This window comes from Embleya sp. NBC_00896 (assembly GCF_045207785.1).
GTDB lineage: Bacteria > Actinomycetota > Actinomycetes > Streptomycetales > Streptomycetaceae > Embleya.
Genome location: NZ_CP108777.1, coordinates 1,760,998 through 1,777,404 on the forward strand (window position 1 = coordinate 1,760,998; position 16,407 = coordinate 1,777,404).

Sequence of the window (16,407 nt, forward strand, 5' to 3'; positions counted from 1 at the left end):
AAAGAGGGGTGGATACGTTGACCGACGATCACGATCCGTACACCGTGCGCCCGATCGGATGGGTCGAGTCGGTGCTCGTGGATCGATCCACGGCGCCCCGGCAGGGGGACGAGGGTGCCCCCGACGCGTGGCTCGTGTTCGAGGAGGACGTACGCGCGGGACTGGGCGACCTCGCGCCGGGCAGCGAGGTGATCCTGCTGACCTGGCTCGACCGGGCCGACCGCGACGTCCTGGTGGTCCACCCCCGCGGTGATCGGGGCAGACCCGAGACCGGCGTCTTCAGCACCCGATCGCCCGATCGCCCGAACCCGATCGGCCTGCACCGGATCGAGATCGTCTCGATCGACGGCCTCCGCCTGCTGGTTCGCAACCTGGAGGCCCTCGACGGCACACCGATCCTGGACGTCAAGCCGGTCCTGACCTCGCGCGGCGAACGGTAGCGAGCCGGTCCGAGTCCCGGGCTTCGGGGCAACCGTAGACGCCGGATGCGGCCTCCGGCAGCACCCTCCACCGGGCAGGGTTCGACGGGAGCCGCCGGGGCCGGCGGCCTGACGCAGCGCGACTGGTGACCGCGGAGGGTCACGCCGGAAATAGTGTCTTGGGCTCTACGCGGCAAGACGCCAAGAAAGCCCATGAGCGGCCCTCTGTCGCATTTTCAAGGGGTCAAGGCAGGGGGGATTGGCTTGGGTAGAGCAAGGGCCGCACGGTGGCATATGGAGATGCTCTCGCCCCTTTGACAAGGGGCATCTCCGGTATCCTGGACAGCGTCCTGGCAGTAAAGGGCCCCGAGGCCGGTGGGCCTCGGGGCCCTGTTTGGGCTGCCTGTCTCCGCCAGCTGTCCGGCCGCTCCCGCACCACGGTGCGGGAGCGGCGTCTGCCATGCCCGAAAGAGAGCATCTGTGACCACTTACGACACTCGCGCCGCCACCGATACCCCCGGATCCCAGCAGACCGGCGACGTGGGGGCGGCGTCGTATGACGCCAACGCGATCACTGTTCTGGACGGCCTGGACGCCGTACGCAAGCGGCCAGGGATGTACATCGGCTCCACGGGAGAGCGGGGGCTCCATCACCTGGTGCAGGAGCTCGTGGACAACTCCGTGGACGAGGCACTCGCGGGGGTGGCCGACCGGATCGACGTGACGATCCTGGCCGACGGCGGGGTGCGGGTGGTCGACAACGGCCGCGGCATCCCGGTGGGGATGCACCCGGAAAAGAAGCGGCCGGCCGTCGAGGTGGTGCTGACCGTGCTGCACGCGGGCGGGAAGTTCGGGGGCGGCGGGTACGCGGTCTCCGGCGGTCTGCACGGTGTGGGTCTGTCGGTGGTCAACGCGCTGTCGACCCGGCTGTCGGCGGAGATCCGGACCGACGGCTACCGGTGGACGCAGGACTACAGGGACGGGGCTCCCGCCGCCCCGCTTGCCCGCCACGAGGCCACCTCCCGGACGGGCACCTCGCTGTCGTTCTGGGCAGACGGCGACATCCTCGAGACCACCGAATACTCCTTCGAGACGCTGGCCAGGCGTTTCCGGGAGATGGCCTTCCTCAACCGCGGGCTCACTCTGACCCTGACCGACGAGCGGCCCTCCGCGCGCGCGACGGCCGCGGCCGACGAAGCCGACTCGGACCCGGCGGCGAAGACGGTCTCCTACCGCTACGACGGCGGCATCACCGACTTCGTGACCTACCTCAATGCCCGCAAGGGCGAGCCGGTCCATCCCTCGGTCATCACCATCGCCGCCGAGGACACGGAACGGCTGCTGTCGGTCGAGGTCGCGCTGCAGTGGAACGGCCAGTACACCAACAGCGTGTACTCCTACGCCAACGCCATCCACACCCATGAGGGCGGCACCCACGAGGAGGGCTTCCGCACGGCCCTGACCACCGTGGTCAACCGCTACGCGCGGGAGAAGAAGCTGCTGCGGGAAAAGGACGCGAACCTCTCCGGCGAGGACATCCGCGAGGGCCTGACCGCGATCATCTCGGTCAAGCTCGGCGAGCCGCAGTTCGAGGGCCAGACCAAGACCAAACTCGGCAACACCGAGGCGCGCACCTTCGTGCAGAAGATCGTCCACGAGCAGCTGACCGACTGGTTCGACCGTAACCCGAACGAGGTCGCGGACATCCTGCGCAAGGCCATCCAGGCGGCCACGGCCCGGGTCGCGGCCCGCAAGGCGCGCGACCTGACCCGCCGCAAGGGCCTGCTGGAAACGGCGGCGCTGCCGGGCAAGCTGTCCGACTGCCAGTCGAATGACCCGGCGATGTCGGAGATCTTCATCGTGGAAGGAGACTCAGCCGGCGGTTCGGCCAAATCCGGCCGCAACCCGCGGTACCAGGCGATCCTCCCGATCCGCGGCAAGATCCTCAACGTGGAGAAGGCCCGGATCGACAAAATCCTGCACAACCAGGAGATCCAGGCGATCATCTCCGCGTTCGGCACGGGCGTGCACGAGGACTTCGACATCGCCAAACTCCGCTACCACAAGATCATCCTGATGGCGGACGCCGACGTCGACGGCCGGCACATCAACACCCTGCTGCTGACCTTCCTGTTCCGCTTCATGCGCCCACTGATCGACGAGGGCCACGTCTACCTCTCCCGCCCCCCGCTGTACAAGATCAAGTGGAGCCGGGACCACGTCGAATACGCCTACTCCGACCGCGAACGCAACATGCTCCTGGAACGGGGCCGGCAGGACGGCCGCCGGATCAAGGACGACTCCATCCAGCGCTTCAAGGGCCTGGGCGAGATGAACGCCGAGGAACTGCGCGTCACCACCATGGACCCCGATCACCGGGTCCTGGGCCAGGTCACCCTCGATGACGCGGCCATCGCCGACGACCTCTTCTCCGTCCTGATGGGCGAGGACGTCGAAGCCCGCCGCCACTTCATCCAGCGCAACGCCAAGGACGTCCGCTTCCTCGACATCTGACCCCGGGCACTGCTCCCGCCCCCTCGGGCGCCCGACCCGAAGCCCCACCACTGCCCTCTGTTGCCCAGGAGAGAATCGCCCTGCCGCAGCCTCCTCGGCCGGCGGCGGGACGGGCCGTCGGCCCCCGTGCGGGGGCGGGGGCCGACGGCGTATGAGGGGGCCTGCGAGAGAAGGCAGCAGGCCGTGGTGACGGCGCCGACCCCGGCGCCCGGACCCGGGCAGGGGAGTCGCCGCCCCACCGAACGACGCGTCCCACACGAGCCGGCGCGGCCGGCGAATCAGGAAGCCGCCCGCCGCACCCAGCAGCAGGATCGCCACCGCGGCGTTGGTAGGCACCATGTACCCGCCCCCGTCCGAGTCGTGATGACGCCCTGGCCCGGCGCGCCGACCTCCACATCGGATGGGGCGGCGGCACCCCGAGACCTCGAGTCCCACGCCCACCACGCTAGGCGGCGCCTTGACGGGGCTTCCAGGCTGAGGGTCCCTCACGTCTCCCTCAAGGGATGCCCATCGCCGCGCGACCATGGCACGACCGCGGTGCGCGACCGTAAGGCGTGACCACGGCGCCCGACCGCAAGGCCCGACCAGTGTCCGACCGCGACCGAGGGTCCCTCACGTCTCCCTCAAGGGATGCCGATCGCCGCGCGACCACGGCGCGACCACGCGACCACAGCGCGCAACCGCAAGGCCCGACCGCAAGCCCCGACCAAAGTGCCCCCCGCCGCTCGACCGCCGCGCCCGACCGATGCCCGGGTTCGGCGGCCCGGTCAGCGCCCCTTGCCCGCCGGGACCTTCGCCGGCTCCGCGTCCCGCGCGGCCGTCGCGCCCCCCGGCAGGTCACGCATCAGATACGCCACCACCAGCGCCGACGCGAACAGCACCCCGGCCCCGGTCCACAGCGCGAGGTGCAGCCCGTCCACGAACGCGGTCGACGCCGCCTCGCGGATCACCGGCGGCGCGCTGCCCAGGTGCCCGACGCCGCCACCGCCGCCCGACGTGCTCGCCTCGACGACCCTGCGCGCGTCCGCGGCCGGCACCTCGGCCGCGTCCAGCAACTCGGCCAGCCGGCTCGACAGGCGTGCGGTCAGGACCGCGCCGAGCGCGGCGATGCCGACCACGCCGCCCAGTTCGCGAGCGGTGTTGGAGACCGCGGAGGCCATCCCGGCACGCGCCGGTTCGACCCGGGACATCACCGCGACGGAGATCGGCGTGAAGCACAGGCCCATCCCCGCGCCGAGGAACGGCAGCACCCAGAAGAACTCCAGGTAGGCCACGTCGTTGCCGTAGAACGACAGCCCGGCCAATGCGATCCCGCACAACGTCAGACCGGTCACGAGCGGCACGCGCGGACCGATCCGCCCGGCCAGCAGTCCAGCGATCGGTGCCGCCGCCATGATCGCCAGCGTCGACGGCAGCGACGCGAAGCCGGCCTCCGTGGGCGAGTAGCCGAGCACGTCCTGCATGTACAGGCCCAGGAAGAACAGCGCGCCGAACATCCCGAAGGAGACCGCGAATCCGGCCCACGCCGCGGCGGCCACCACCCGGTCGCGGAAGAACCCGACGTCCAACATCGGTTGCTCGACCCGCCGTTCGACGCACACGAACGCGATCAGCGCGACGAGCGCCACCACCGCGGCGGTGAGCACCCGGGGCGAGACCCAGCCCTGGGCCGGGCCCTCGACCAGCGCGAACACCAGCGAGCCGATGCCCAGCACGCCGAGCACCAGGCCCGGCACGTCGAACCGGCCGCGGCGCTCGGCGAATTCGGGCAGCACGAGCGCGCCGACCACGATGCCCGCGACGCCGATCGGGACGTTGATCCAGAACACACTGGCCCACCCGAACGCGTCGACCAGCGGCCCGCCGATCGCCGGCCCGAGCGCGAGTCCGGCGCCGGAGACGCCCGACCAGATGCCGATCGCCCGGGCCCGCTCGCGGTCGTCGGTGAACACGTGTCGGATGATCGACATGGTGCCGGGCATCAGCAACGCGCCGCCGACCCCCTGGACCGCGCGTCCCGTGATCAGCGCCGGCAACGAGCCCGCGAGGGCGCACGCGATCGAACCCGCGGTGAACACGCCCAGGCCGATCAGGAAGACCCGGCGCCGGCCGTACCGGTCGCCCAACGTGCCGCCGGTCAGCAACAACGCGGCGAAGACCAGGCTGTATGCCTCCATCACCCACTGCAGACCGCTGACACCGGCCCCGAGATCGCGGTCGATGCTCGGCAGCGCGTTGGACACCACGACGTTGTCGAGCATCGCCACGAACAGCGCCACACACAGGGTCGCGAGGATCAGGCCCTTGTGCGCCGACCCGTTGCGCGGCGCGTCGTCCGCCGCGGTCCCCGAGTGCCCCTGCGCCGGAATCCGGCTGGGCGGGTCGTCTGCCATCACTGACTCCCTAACACTGTTAGTCACAATCTAACGGTGTTAGATTGCACCTGTGCGGGAAACTGCGCAAGGGGATAACCGAGGAAGGGACGAGCGGATGGCGGCGAAGGCCCGTGCGGGAGGCGGCGGCGCGCGGCGACGGCCGGGAGTGACGCTCGACGCGCTGGCGAAGGCCGGGCTCGTGGTGCTGGAGCGGGACGGCTTCGACGCGCTGTCGATGCGCTCGGTGGCCGCCGAACTCGGGGTCCAGGCACCGTCGTTGTACTGGCACGTGCGGGACAAGGACGAGCTGCTCGACCTGCTCGCCGACGAGCTGTTGGCGATCGCCGCGCCCCAACTGCCGCCGACCCGCGGCGACTGGCGGGTCGAACTACGCGAACTGTCCTGGGCCTACCGGAGGTTCCTGCACGAACACCGCGACTCGGTCCGAGTCCTGGTGGGTCGCTTCCCGGCCGGGCCCGGGACGGCGACGGTGATGGAGCATCAGCTCGGGATGCTCGACCGGGCCGGGTTCTCCCGGCAGGACGCGGCGTACATCACCTACGCGGTCAGCACGATCGTGATCGGCTTCGTGCAGAGCGAGCAACTCCCGATCTCGGCGGCGGTGGCCACCGGCGGCGTGCCCACCCGCGAGGCCGTGGACGCGATCGGCTCGGCCCTGGCGGCGCTGCCGGCGGGCACCTATCCGCATCTGGTCGCGTCGGCGCGCGCGCTCACCGCCCCCGACATCGACGAACGCTTCGACTTCGTCCTCGAACGCCTCCTGGACGGCCTCGCCGCCCTACCGCGAAACCCGGACAGGGTCGCCTGACAGCCCGTCCGGCGTTTGGACAGACCGGCAGCAGTCGTAGTGGACATGAAAACGTAGGGCCCGGGCGCATGCTCGGACGGTGAATGCTCATGAGTTCACCATATGTTCACCCGTGCTGTGCCCGCGGAGTGGGAAATGGGTGGACGGTAGGGTGGTCCGTCCTGGACAATCCCCCCTCGGACCCGGCCGGCAAGCGATGAGTTTCGGGGCGTCGGTCGGTCTGAACTCCTGTAGGGAACACCGCTATTCCAACACCCGTCCGGTTGGCATCGGGCGATGTCCTCGACAGTCTCGATCGCTCGGTCATCGAACCGGCGTAGAGCTGACTCCTTGTTGTCGATCTATGGCTGCTTCCTTGGGATCAGCCCATTTGCTGGGGGAAACATGAATCGGGTCAAGGCGCTTGCGGCATTGCCGTGCGGGCGCCGGTCCAAGTGGGTCGTGCTGGTCCTGTGGGTGATCCTGCTCGGGGTATCCGCGCCGTTGTCGGCCAAGCTGACCGATGCACAAAACAACGAGGTCTCGTCGTGGCTGCCCGCCGACGCCGAGTCCACCAAGGTCATCCACGAACAGAAGGCGTTCCGCCCGGACACCACGGTGCCCGCCGTCGTGGTCTACGAGCGCGCCTCCGGGTTGACCAAGGGAGACGAGACGGCGATCGAGGCGGACATCGCCATGTTCGCCAACGCCAAGGGCGTGGAAGGCACGATCGAGAAGCCGGCCTTCGACACGAACAAGAGGGCGGCCCAGGTCCTGGTCCCGATCGGCGTCAAGGACGGTGGCTGGGAAGACCTCGGGGACGCCGTCGACCTCCTCAAGGCGGCCCTGAAGGACAACCCGTCCGGCCTGGACGGGTACGTCACCGGCCCGGCCGGGCTCGGCGCCGACCAGGCAGCCGCGTTCGAGGGCATCGACGGAACGCTGCTGTACGCGACCCTCGGCGTCGTCGTGCTGATCCTGCTGCTCACCTATCGCAGCCCCACCCTGTGGTTGCTCCCGGTGATCTCGGCGATCGCGGCACTGTTCAGCGCGCAGGCCGTGGTGTACCTGTTCACCAAGGCCGGCCTGGTCGTGAACGGCCAGAGCGCGGCCATCCTGACCGTGTTGATCTTCGGCGCGGGCACCGACTACGCCTTGCTGCTGATCGCCCGCTACCGCGAGGAACTGCACCGGTACGAGGACCGGCACGAGGCGATGGCGCACGCGATGTTCCGCGCCGGACCCGCGATCGTCGCGAGTGCCGCGACCGTCGGCATCGGCATGCTGTGCCTGATGGCGGCCGACATGCAGTCCACCAAGGGCCTCGGTCCGGTCTGTGCGCTCGGTGTGGTCGTCGGTCTGATCGCGATGACCACACTGCTGCCCGCGCTCCTGGTGATCGTCGGTCGCTGGGTGTTCTGGCCGGTCCGCCCGGCCTTCGAGCCGGACGCGATCACGCACGACGAGAAGGGCATGTGGGCGCGCGTCGGTCGCCAGATCGCCCGCGGCCCGCGGCTGGTGTGGATCATCACCGCGGTCATCCTGGGCGTGATGACGATCGGCCTGACGAACCTCAACGGCGACGGCATCGCCAACAAGGACTCGTTCACCAACAAGCCGCAGTCGATCACCGGCCAGGAGGTCTCCGAGCGCTACTTCCCGGCCGGCTCCGGTGACCCGATCGTGGTCATCGGCCGGGAATCGGCCGCCCAGTCGCTGCTCCAGGCGATCGAGGGCGCTCCCGGGATCGCACCCGGACAGGTCAAGCAGGTGGGCCCCGCGGTCGGCGGCCGGGTCCAGATCGAGGCCGTGATGACCTCGTCCTCCGACTCGGCGGCGGCCAAGGCCACCGTCAAGCGGGTGCGCGCGGCGGCGCACGCGGTCCCGGACGCGAACGCGAAGGTCGGTGGCGGAACGGCGACCCAGATGGACATCGCCACGGCGTCCGATCACGACGACAAGCTGATCATCCCGCTGATCCTGCTCGTGGTGCTGATCGTTCTCGGCCTGCTGCTGCGGGCCGTGGTGGCGCCGCTGGTGCTGATCGCGACCGTGGTGCTGTCGTTCGCGGCGGCGCTGGGCATCAGCGTGTTCACCTTCGAGCACCTGCTGGGCTTCAAGGGCACCGACGTGGGCTTCCCACTGTTCGTGTTCGTCTTCCTGGTCGCACTGGGCATCGACTACAACGTGTTCCTGATGAGTCGGGTGCACGAGGAGTCGAAGAAGCACGGGACGCGGCGCGGCATGCAGATCGGCCTGGCGGCGACCGGTGGCGTGATCACCTCGGCCGGCCTGGTGCTGGCCAGCACGTTCGCGGTGCTCGGCACGCTGCCGATCGTCTCGTTCGCCGAGATGGGCTTCACCGTCGCCCTCGGCGTCCTGCTGGACACCTTCATCGTCCGCTCGGTCCTGGTCACGGCGCTGACCCTGGACATCGGGCAGAAGATCTGGTGGCCGAGCAAGCTCGCCCAACACCCGGACGAGGACGACGACACGCCCGGCGGCGGCGACGACCGGGAGCGGATGCTGGTCGGCTGACCCGACACGGCGGATCGGAAATGATTGATCGCGGGGCGGTGGGAGAGCGTGACTCTCCCACCGCCCCGCGGCGTTTCACGCCCCGGACACGCCCCGGTCGGCGATCTCGTCCCACCGGTCGGCGAGCAGGCCGAAGAGCAGGTCGTCGGTCCATTCACCCTTGATCCAGGTGTACGCCGGACGGCGCCCCTCGAGCCGGAAGCCCACCCGTTCCAGGAGGCGGGCCGAGGGCAGGTTGCGGGCGTCGCACTCGGCCGACACCCGGTGCAGGCCGCGCTCGAACAGGTCGCCCAGCACGGCGCGCACGGCCTCGCCGCCGTAGCCCCGTCCCTGGCGGTCGGCGGCGAGGGTGAAGCCCACCTCGGCCTGCATGCGATTCTCGTGCAGGTTCACCCCGATGTCGCCGACCAGGGCGCCCTCGGCCTTGAGTTCGACGGCGAACTGGAACCAGCCGGGTTCCTCGGGGTCGCCCGCGGCGAAGCCGCGGACCAGGTCGACCCCGGACGCGAGGGACACGGGCACGTTCCAGCTCTGGTATCGCGCGACCGCCGGGTCCGAGCGGTAGCTCGCGAGTGCCGGTGCGTCGTCGGGCCGAAAGCGACGCAGGCGGAGCCGAGGAGTATCGAGAAGCACCCCGGGAGCATCTCACGGCGACCCGCGGCTCAGTCCCGCGGCCCGATGCCCAGATACCGTTCCAGGTTGCGATGCGTGTTGATCACGCGCTTCTCCTCCTGCGACAGCACGATGTCGGTCGTGCCGGGCTGGTGCAGGCCGCGTTGGATGCCGGCCAGGACGGCCGCGTCCTGGTTGAGCACGTAGCCCAGGTCCAGCTTCTCGAACGCGACGCGCGAGTCGACCGGGCGACGGTACGCCGTGCCCGGGGCGGCCCGGCGGAACGCGAAGATGATCATCTCGGCGGTGTCCGGATCGGCGCCCGGACGCGCGACCAGCGCGCTGAGCGTGTCGGCCGTGAGCAGGAACGAGCAGTTGGGGAACACGTTGTACTGGTGCAGCCGCATGATCCGGTCGGTGTCGAATTCGGACAGGTCGGTCCCGCCGCGAGCGGCGTGCGCGCGGATCGCCTCGGCGAGCACCTCCTGCAGGGTCGAGCCCGCCGGGATCTCCGGCAGCGGCGCGGCGGGGTCGCTCACGCCCATCCGTCCGCCCTGGGTGACCACGAACGACTCCCAGACCTGCGCGTCGGTGAGGCCGTCCTTGAACCGGGGACTGGCCACGCCGTACACCTGCTCGGACTTGCCGGTGTGGCCCCACAGTCGCTGCGGCGCGTGCACGTCGTCGATGTTGTGCAGCAGTTCCGGGTGCAGCGTCTGCACGTGGTACGTCTCGCTGAAGCCGTCCGCGACCGTCTTCCAGTTCGCGGCCACCTCGCCGCCGAGCGAGGCCACGCAGCGGAACTCGTCCAGCCGGGCCCACTCGGTGTCCGCCGGAACGCCCTCCAGGTAGCTCGCGAGGTCGGGCGCCTCGGGGTCGAGGTTGACGAACACGAACGGCCCCCACGCCGCCACGCGCGCGGGATGCAGCGGGAACTCGGACATCCGCAGGTGCCCGAACCCCTTGCGCCCCGGCACCTTGCGCAACTGCCCGCCCAGGTCCCAGGTCCAGCCGTGATAGCCGCAGCGCAGCTCGGTCAGGCCCGTCCCCGCGCCGGTGCACAGCACGTTTCCCCGGTGCCGGCACGAGTTCTGAAAGGCCCTCAGCTCGCCGTCCTCGGCCCGCACGACGAGCACCGAGTACGGGCCGACGCGGTACTCGAACCAGTCGCCCGGCTCGGCGACATGGTCCACGCAGCAGGCGAGTTGCCAGGTCCTGGGCCACATCCGGGCGAGCTCCAGGGCCGCGAACGCGGGGTCCGTGTACCGCGAGGCCGGCACCCGGACCGGCTCGGCGCCCGGGTCGACCACGCCGATCGCCGTCCCGTCGTCGACGCCCTCGTGCAGGCGGGGATCCGACGGCGGCGCGTGCTGTTCCCGGCTCACGGTCATCGGCCTGCCTCTTCGCTCGGGATCCTCGGAACGCGCGGACGCGGCCCCGAACGTGCGCTCGACACGTGCGGGTCGAGCGCACGTTCGCACGAGCGGGTATCGGTTGCAAGAGGCATCGACCACGGTGCGCCGAAGCGGCGCGGCGGGGCCGACAGACCCCGCCGCGCCGCCGCCGGTCACCCCTCCACGCGCGTGCGTGGCGCCACGATGAACCACTCGTGGGCGGCCTCCACCCTGGGGAGACTCAAGCCCGAATCCTCGGCCTGTGCGGCCTGTGCGGACTGTGCGGCCGATCCGGCCCGGTCAGCCCTTGAGGCCGATCCGGTCCATCAGCACCATGCCGTCGTTGGTCAGGACCATGCCCACGATCACCGACCGGTGGAACCCGGTGACCACCGACGACTGGTAGGTCCACAGCGCCGCGTCCTGCTTCAACTGCGCGGCGACCGCCGTGTACGCGGCCTTGCGCTGCGCCGCGTCGTTCGTCGTCCGGGCCTTTTCGAGGTTCTGGTCGACGGCGGGGTTGGCGTACATCAGGTAGTTGTTCGGGCTGGTGCTGAACAGGTTGACGTACAGCCCGGGTTCGGCGTCCGAGAGGTAGTAGCTGAACATCGCGGCCTGGTAGTTCTTGTTGATCACGATGTCCGTCTGGAACGCGGCGATCGGCATCGGCGCGATCTTGACGGCGATGTTCTTCAGCGCCAGGAGCTGGGTCATGATGTATTCGGCCGTCTTCGCCGCGTTGGCGTTCTGCGGGATCGAATACGTGAAGTCCAACGGCTTCCCCTCCGCCGCCAGTTCGTTCAGCAGCCGCTGCGCCTCGGCGCGGTCGGTGCGCTGGACGGTCTCGGTGCCCGAGTCCACCAGCGGGCTGTCCGGCGGGAAGATGCTGCGCGTAGGCGTGCCGTTGCCGCTGAACGAGATCTTGTTCACCTCGTCGGCGTCGAGCGCCAGTTGCACCGCGCGGCGGGCCCGGGGATCGTCGAACGGCGCGCGCTTGTTGTTGAAGTACAGCGACTCGCCGCCGATGATCGTGACGGTCTTGGTCTCCAGGCCCTTCTGCTTCGCCTTGACCGGGTCCTCGGCGTTGACCGACACCTTCATGTCGGCGCTGCCGGAGAAGACCGTCTCCAGGGCCTGCGTGCTGTCCTGGATGATCTTGAACACGACGGAGTCGGCGTACGGCTTGCCCGGGCCCTGCCAGTAGGTCGGGTTCTTGACGAACGTCATGTGGTCGCCGTTCGACCACTCCTTGAACGTGTACGGGCCGGCGCCGACCGGGTTGCGGGAGAAGGCGGCCGGGTCCTTTCGGTACGCGGTCGGCGAGACGATGAAGGACAGGTTCGAGGCCACGATGTGGTCGAAGTTGGCGTTCGGACCCTTGAGCGTGATCCTGAGCGTGGTGGGGTCGACCACCTCGGTGGACCCGATCGCCTGGATCGTTCCCGCCTGGTACGACTTGCGCGCGGGCGCGGCGTGCTCGTCCCAGGTGAACTTGACCGCGGCGGCGTCGTACGGGGAGCCGTCCGAGAACTTGACGTTCGGCTTGATCTTGAGCGTCCAGGACGCGTTCCCGGGGTCGGGGACCAGGCTCTCGCCGATCTGCGGCATCACCTTGCCGGTCTTGGCCTCGTGCCAGAACAGCGAGTCGTAGACCGCGTTGAGCCGGGTGTTGTCGGTGTACGAGTTGCTGAGCGCGCCGAACGGGTCCATCGAGCGCATGTCGCTCGCCATCGCCACGGTCACGGTGCCGCCGCTCTTGGGCGTGACGGCGGAGGTGTCGGTGTCCTTGGCGGACTTGTCGTCGTCACCGCCTCCGCACGCGCCCAGCACCAGGCACGCGGCGACCGCGGGGACGACGGCCCGGGAGACGCGCCGACGGCCGCCGCGGGATGCGACACGTGTCGCGGTGGAGTCGAAGCGGCGCGAACGGCCGCCGGAGACCATGGAATTGGGATTCTCGCCTGCAGTGTCCATGCCTGTGCCTCGCTTCGATCTGTGGGCCGACCCCGAAGGGCGGTCGATCGGGCCGGTCGCACCGACCCGCACGCGGTGGCCGGATGGCCGCGCGGGCGACGGACAACCTCCCCCGAACACCTGTAATCCGGGCGCCCCGGCCGTCCGGACGCGGAGCATAACCCAAGCGGCGAACGATCTTTGTCGCGGTTTTCCGTGTATTGATGGACGTTTTGCCGTCGCGCCGAAGCGGGAGCGGACGGTCTCACTCCTCGACGGCGGCGAGCGGGTCCAGGTCCGCCACGGCGTGCGCGGTCCGCTCGATGACGCCCAGGCTCACGTCGTCGGCCTGGAACCTCGGCTGGACGGCGCTGCGGCCGATGACCAGCAGCCACGTGAGATACGGATAGACCAGCTGTCGTCGGTAGGCGAGCCAGGCCGCGTCGAAGTCCGGTGCCTTGGCGCCGGTTTCGGCCAGGCGGTCGAGGTAGAGCGCGAGCAGGTCCCGCTCCCAGGCGCGGCGATCCGCGACGGCCAGCGTCGAGACGACGAGGTACGAGACGTCGTGCGCCCAGTTCCCTCGCGAGACGACCTGCCAGTCGCAGAATCCCATCCGGCCGGCGGCGGTCGTGTACACGTTGCCGATGTGCGGATCGCCGTGCAGCAGCGTCGCGGGCCCGCGATCGGCGGCGGCCATGGATCGCCACAGGGCCTCGTACAGGCGCCCGTGCAGCGCCACGACCTTGTCGGGGATGACCGCCCGGGCCCGCTCGACGCCGACCTGACCGCGCTTGCGCATGCCCGCGAAACGATCCAGGGCGACGACGAACCCGCTCGGTGGGCGCAGCCAGTCGTGCCGCGCCAGATCCGGGTGCTCCCAGTAGCGCCCGTGCCACTGCGCCATACCGGTGAGAAGGTCCTCGATCTCCGGGCGGGTCAAGGGAGTTCGTGGTGCCCGGAAGGTCGCGCCCTTGGTTGCCACGACGTCCTCGACGAGCACGATCGAGCGCCCCGACGCGAGATCGGCCGCGCCGTGGTACCCGATCGGGGCCTCGATGTCGAGGGCGGGGCGTAGCGAGCGGTAGAACCCCGGTTCGCCGCGCAGCAGATCCACCAGGCCCAACAGCAGGCGTTGGCTCGCGCTGCACGTGGTCTTCGCGAACAGCTGTACCGGCAACCCGGCTTCGGTGCCGGCGGCGTTGTAGGTCACCGCGACCCGCCAGCGGCTGGAGGTTCCACTGCTGACGTCCTCGACGGCGAACGACTCGACCGCCGCACCCAGGGACCGCGCATCCGAGGCCCTCGCAGCCGGGGTTCCCGACAACGAATTGCCTAAGGTCGAAGTCCCCGAAGTCGGACCTCCCGAAGTCGAAGCCCCCACACACAACACCGCGTTGAGCCACGCCGCGGTCACCTCCGAAGCCCGGACCGGGATGTCCTCCCTCCGGGTCGCGGGTCGTCGGCGTACCCGTTCCAGCGCGATGTGCGCGCCGTACCGGACGGCCGCGCGCCCGATCGCCCGTCCCGAACCGCCGAACCGCGCGTTCCCGGCCATGCCCGCCCTCCCGTCGCAGTGCGGCACCCCATCCCCGCGCGACCCTGCGACGTCCGCTCGCAACGCCGTCCCGGTCGGGGCGATCGGTCCGCGTGCGGCGGAGTATTCCGCATGCGACCCGTGCCCGGGAACACCCACGTGCCCGGAGCGGGGCGACCGCGTCGACCCGACGGCCGGTGCCGGCCTGCCGCGAACCGGTCGCAACAGGTCGGCTCGGGGAATGAGCTCGAACAGATCGGGCGGACCCTGGGGATCGAACTCACCGAGCCCGCCGGTGCGGCGCGGGCCGGGTGGGCCTGGCCGGATGGCGGCTGCTGAACAACTGACCTCCGCCTCGGGAGCGGCTCGGCGGCATGGCTGTGCAACGTCGCTGAGCCCCCTCCTCGCCGGTGGGTCTGCGCGGCGAGGAGGGGGCGGCGGCGTTGGTGGTGGTGCTTCCGGGGTCCGGGTTCCGGGTTTCAGCGCACGGGGTGGAGGGTCTTGCTCCACAGGACGGCGGAGGCCCCGTCGCGGAGGTTGACGGTGAAGGCGCCGGAGGGGCCGTCGATCTCCACCTCGCCGAAGTGCTGGAAGCCTTCCAGGGGCGAAGTGTTCGCGCGCGGCGGGGCGTGCACGAACTCGGCCTTCGGGCCGAACGTGCCGTCCAGCGCGTTGGGACCGAACCCGCCCGCGTTGAGCGGACCGGAGACGAACTCCCAGAAGGGGTCGAAGTCCTTGAAGGCGGCCCGGTCCGGGTCGTAGTGGTGCGCCGCGGTGTAGTGCACGTCGGCGGTGAGGAACACGATGTTGCGGACCCCGCGCCGCTGCGCCGTGCGCAGGATCTGCGCGAACTCCAGTTCGCGGCCCAGCGGCGCGCCCGGATCGCCCTGCCCGATGCCCTCCTGCGCGGCGGGGCCGTCGGGGACGACCAGGCCCAGTGGGAGGTCGTTGGCGATCACCTTCCAGGTGGCCCGGCTCTGCGAGAGGCCCTCGATCAGCCACCGGCGCTGCCGCTCGCCGAGCAGGCCGCGCTTGGGGTCGGCGTAGCGGTTGTCGTCGTTGGCGTCCTTGTACGTGCGCATGTCGAGCACGAACACGTCCAGATGCCGGCCGTACGACACCTTGCGGTACATCCGGTCGTCGCCGATCGGTACCCACTCGCGGAACGCCTGCTTGGCGCGCGCGGCGAGCACGTCGACCCGCTTCTCGGTGTAGCGCGCGTCCTCGAGGATCTCGCCCGGGTACCAGTTGTTGGTGACCTCGTGGTCGTCCCACTGGTTGAGCTGCGCGACCTCGGCCGCGAACGCGCGGTAGTTGGGGTCGAGGAGGTTGTACGCGAACTGGCCGCGGTACTCGGTCAGCGTCTCGGCGACCTTGGACTTCTCCGGCGTGGTGACGTTGTGCCAGATCCGGCCGTCGGGCAGCGGCACGCCGGCGACGAGCGGGCCGTCCGAGTACACGGTGTCGCCGCTGTTGAGGAAGAAGTCCGGGCGCAGCCGGCGCATCTGCTCGAAGATCGTCATGCCGCCGATGTCGGGGTTGCTGCCCCAGCCCTGGCCGACCGTGTCGCCGGACCACAGGAACCGTACGTCGGCGCGGCTGTGCTCGCTCGGCGCGGTGACCAGCGAGCCCGTGACCGCCTCGCCCGCGGCGCCGCGCTCGCCCTCGATCCGGACCCGGTAGTGGACGCGCTTGCCCGAGGGCAGGTCGCGCAGCCGCACCCGGCCGGTGAGGTCGCCGTCCGGGGTCAACCACGGGCCGCGTACGCGGTGGGCGCCGCGCAGGTCGGGGCGGGTGCCGTACTCGACGATCAGCCGGCCGGGCCGGTCGGCGCGGCCCCACACGATGGCCGAGTCCGCGGTCGCGTCGCCGCTTTGCACGCCGTGGCTCAGGTTCGGCCGACCGGAGGCGATGTACGCGGGCGCGGCCGACGCCGAGGTCGCGCCGACGACCGGGGCTATCGCCAGGCCGGCGCCGACGGCGGAGCCGGTGCGCAGGATGGTCCTTCTGTCCACTGAGGTCATGGACTCGTGTGTAGTGGCGCCGGGCGACGTCGCGGCGAACGGCGCCTGGACGGATCGTCAAGTCTGGTGATCGAGTCCGGGGTGGGAGTGGGGCGGGACGGGCGGGTGGGCGAGGAGGAGTGCGATGCGGGGGACGTCGCGGCCGGCGTCGAGCACGACCGGCACGTTCGGTTCCCCGAAGGCGTGCTGCCCGGCCGGATACGGTGTCTGCGGCAACAGCGGTCGAGCAGCGGGGG

The 16,407-nt window shown here is 70.4% G+C and carries 10 protein-coding genes; 4 read left to right on the forward strand and 6 right to left on the reverse strand.

Annotated features, from left to right (window positions below; translation table 11 throughout):
• Nucleotides 1-17: 17 nt before the first annotated feature.
• Together tsaA and gyrB are read left to right on the forward strand one after the other, a co-directional pair.
• Nucleotides 18-440, forward strand: coding sequence for a tRNA (N6-threonylcarbamoyladenosine(37)-N6)-methyltransferase TrmO (gene tsaA, locus OG928_RS41290; protein ID WP_406291674.1), 423 nt, complete (start codon nt 18-20; stop codon nt 438-440).
• Between the two features lie 459 nt (nt 441-899).
• Nucleotides 900-2,933: a DNA topoisomerase (ATP-hydrolyzing) subunit B gene (gene gyrB / locus OG928_RS41295; RefSeq protein ID WP_331767151.1), complete on the forward strand. Its 2,034-nt coding sequence runs from the start codon at nt 900-902 to the stop codon at nt 2,931-2,933.
• Between the two features lie 767 nt (nt 2,934-3,700).
• On the opposite strand, the gene OG928_RS41300 is transcribed toward gyrB, so the two are convergent.
• Nucleotides 3,701-5,326, reverse strand: coding sequence for an MFS transporter (locus tag OG928_RS41300; RefSeq protein ID WP_331767152.1), 1,626 nt, complete (start codon nt 5,324-5,326; stop codon nt 3,701-3,703).
• 97 nt (nt 5,327-5,423) lie between these two features.
• On the opposite strand from OG928_RS41300, the gene OG928_RS41305 reads away from it, so the two are divergent.
• Nucleotides 5,424-6,137 (forward strand): TetR/AcrR family transcriptional regulator, encoded by a 714-nt coding sequence (locus OG928_RS41305; RefSeq protein WP_331767153.1) that lies wholly within the window; start codon nt 5,424-5,426, stop codon nt 6,135-6,137.
• Between the two features lie 384 nt (nt 6,138-6,521).
• On the forward strand, nt 6,522-8,654 hold the full coding sequence (locus OG928_RS41310; protein ID WP_331767154.1) for an MMPL family transporter: 2,133 nt from the start codon (nt 6,522-6,524) through the stop codon (nt 8,652-8,654).
• Nucleotides 8,655-8,729: 75 nt separating this feature from the next.
• Here OG928_RS41310 and OG928_RS41315 read toward each other — a convergent pair whose 3' ends face one another.
• From OG928_RS41315 to OG928_RS41335, 5 genes are all read right to left on the reverse strand, one after another.
• Nucleotides 8,730-9,287: a GNAT family protein gene (locus OG928_RS41315; protein WP_331767155.1), complete on the reverse strand. Its 558-nt coding sequence runs from the start codon at nt 9,285-9,287 to the stop codon at nt 8,730-8,732.
• 29 nt (nt 9,288-9,316) lie between these two features.
• Nucleotides 9,317-10,657, reverse strand: coding sequence for an aromatic ring-hydroxylating dioxygenase subunit alpha (locus OG928_RS41320; protein ID WP_331767156.1), 1,341 nt, complete (start codon nt 10,655-10,657; stop codon nt 9,317-9,319).
• A gap of 303 nt (nt 10,658-10,960) precedes the next feature.
• Entirely contained in the window at nt 10,961-12,634 is a 1,674-nt protein-coding gene (locus tag OG928_RS41325; protein ID WP_331767157.1) for an ABC transporter substrate-binding protein, read from the reverse strand.
• Between the two features lie 244 nt (nt 12,635-12,878).
• A complete protein-coding gene (locus tag OG928_RS41330; protein WP_406291677.1) occupies nt 12,879-13,937 on the reverse strand; it encodes a phosphotransferase in 1,059 nt (352 codons plus the stop codon).
• 689 nt (nt 13,938-14,626) lie between these two features.
• Nucleotides 14,627-16,171 (reverse strand): alkaline phosphatase D family protein, encoded by a 1,545-nt coding sequence (locus OG928_RS41335; RefSeq protein ID WP_331767159.1) that lies wholly within the window; start codon nt 16,169-16,171, stop codon nt 14,627-14,629.
• Nucleotides 16,172-16,407 lie beyond the last annotated feature (236 nt).

Excerpts from the sequence above, each read along its gene's own strand:
- OG928_RS41305 (WP_331767153.1), top strand. The coding sequence starts at position 5,424 with ATGGCGGCGAAGGCCCGTGCGGGAGGCGGCGGCGCGCGGCGACGGCCG.
- OG928_RS41335 (WP_331767159.1), bottom strand. The coding sequence starts at position 16,171 with ATGACCTCAGTGGACAGAAGGACCATCCTGCGCACCGGCTCCGCCGTC.
- OG928_RS41310 (WP_331767154.1), top strand. The coding sequence starts at position 6,522 with ATGAATCGGGTCAAGGCGCTTGCGGCATTGCCGTGCGGGCGCCGGTCC.
- OG928_RS41325 (WP_331767157.1), bottom strand. The coding sequence starts at position 12,634 with ATGGACACTGCAGGCGAGAATCCCAATTCCATGGTCTCCGGCGGCCGT.
- OG928_RS41300 (WP_331767152.1), bottom strand. The coding sequence starts at position 5,326 with ATGGCAGACGACCCGCCCAGCCGGATTCCGGCGCAGGGGCACTCGGGG.
- OG928_RS41320 (WP_331767156.1), bottom strand. The coding sequence starts at position 10,657 with ATGACCGTGAGCCGGGAACAGCACGCGCCGCCGTCGGATCCCCGCCTG.